This window comes from Ochrobactrum sp. SFR4 (assembly GCF_019730395.1).
GTDB lineage: Bacteria > Pseudomonadota > Alphaproteobacteria > Rhizobiales > Rhizobiaceae > Pseudochrobactrum.
In genome coordinates this window covers 1-1,649 of the sequence record NZ_JAAPBB010000045.1, presented here as the reverse complement: position 1 = coordinate 1,649, position 1,649 = coordinate 1, and the positions used below count along the sequence as shown (strand labels likewise).

Sequence of the window (1,649 nt, the reverse complement as noted above, 5' to 3'; positions counted from 1 at the left end):
CACCGAGAAGCTTGAGATCATCCGGCTGGTCGAGCAGTCGCACCTGTCGGCCAGACAAACCCTCGACCGGCTCGGCACATCCTCTGGTTATCGAAGCCGCCCTTCTTGAAGGCATTGCAACCAAGACCGACGTTCTGATCGAAGCCACCTGCAATCAGGTCAATCAGGATGGCGGCTATACCGGCATGACACCGGCTGATTTCCGCCGTTTTGTCGAAGACATCGCAGCGCGTCTCGGCTTTGATACCAAGCGACTGATTCTGGGCGGTGATCACCTCGGCCCCAATCCCTGGAAGCATTTGTCAGTTGAAGAAGCCATGGCCAAGTCCGAAGTGATGATGGATGGTTTTGTGCGTGCAGGCTTCACCAAAATCCATCTCGACACCTCCATGGGCTGCGCTGGCGAACCGGTTGCACTGCCTGATGCCGTGACCGCTGAACGCGCGGCCCGTCTTGCCAAGGTTGCGGAAAAAGCAGCAGCTGATTCCGGCTTCGATCTGCCTGTCTATATTGTCGGCACGGAAGTTCCGATCCCGGGCGGTGCAATGGAAGAAATCGAGGATCTGAAACTGACCAAGCCAGATGCAGCCCTCGAAACCATCGCCATTCATCGCAAGGCTTTTGCAGCTCTTGGCTTAGAGGATGCATTCGCGCGCGCCATCGGCGTTGTCGTGCAGCCAGGCGTGGAATTCGGCAATGAAAACGTTGTCTATTACGACAGCAACAAAGCGACCGCTTTAAGCGGCGTTCTCAACCAAACACCGCAATTCGTCTTTGAAGCCCATTCGACTGACTATCAGCCAGTTGAGGCGCTGTCGGCCTTAGTTCATGATGGCTTTGCCATTCTGAAAGTCGGACCGGGCCTGACGTTCGCGCTGCGTGAAGCACTCTACGGCCTTGATCAGATTGCAGCTTTCCTCGACAAACTGTCGGAAGAAGAAACCGTTCGCGGCAAGCTTGAGAAGCTGCTTCTCAACCAGCCTAAGAACTGGGAGAAATATTATCATGGCGATGCGGAAGAGCTGCGTCTTCAGCGCCATTTCTCCTATAGCGACCGCATTCGCTATTACTGGCCGCATCCGGAAGCCACGGCTGCCGTCAATTCGCTACTCAACCGTCTTGAAGGTCGCAAAATTCCGGAAACGCTGATCAGCCAGTATCTCGGCACGCTTTATCCGGCTGTTGCAGCGGGCAAGATTGAAGCCACGGCACATACACTAATGGTCGAAGCCGTCCGAAACGTCATCCGCGTCTATGGAAAAGCCATCGGAATATATTGATATTCAAAGGATTGTGATGGGATGAACACCCTCCGACGGCCTTGATGTAGCAGAATGGGTTCGTTGAGCACCATTGAGGAGGATGCGCCCTGTTTTTGTTGCAAAGTTTTGAGTAGATTATAAACGGTCTTATTTCCGGACACATCTATGCTGCGAGCTCCGTAAAGGGTATTGCCAAGTAGTTTGCCCTTATCGCTTGTGGTATCTAGACAGCATGAAATTACCCAGTGCCTTTCCCCATCTGAAGGGGGTGCGTTTTCCGCGTGAGATTATTGCCTATTCGATCTGGACCGGTTGTGTCGCAAAATTTTCACCTCTGTTGAGCTATGTCACGCTTATTGTGCGTAACGGATTGAGGTGAGAAGAGAT

At 53.1% G+C, this 1,649-nt stretch carries 1 protein-coding gene and 1 pseudogene; both read left to right on the top strand.

From position 1 onward, the window contains the following. Window positions 1-71: 71 nt before the first annotated feature. Window positions 72-1,280 (top strand): annotated as a pseudogene (locus HBA93_RS17700) (D-tagatose-bisphosphate aldolase, class II, non-catalytic subunit); the annotation flags it as partial. A gap of 214 nt (window positions 1,281-1,494) precedes the next feature. Then, a complete protein-coding gene (locus HBA93_RS17695; RefSeq protein WP_221724166.1) occupies window positions 1,495-1,641 on the top strand; it encodes a hypothetical protein in 147 nt (48 codons plus the stop codon). The last annotated feature ends 8 nt before the right edge of the window (window positions 1,642-1,649 follow it).

What these genes read in the sequence shown, in the direction of transcription:
- HBA93_RS17695 (WP_221724166.1), top strand. Translation starts at nt 1,495, where the DNA reads ATGAAATTACCCAGTGCCTTTCCCCATCTGAAGGGGGTGCGTTTTCCG.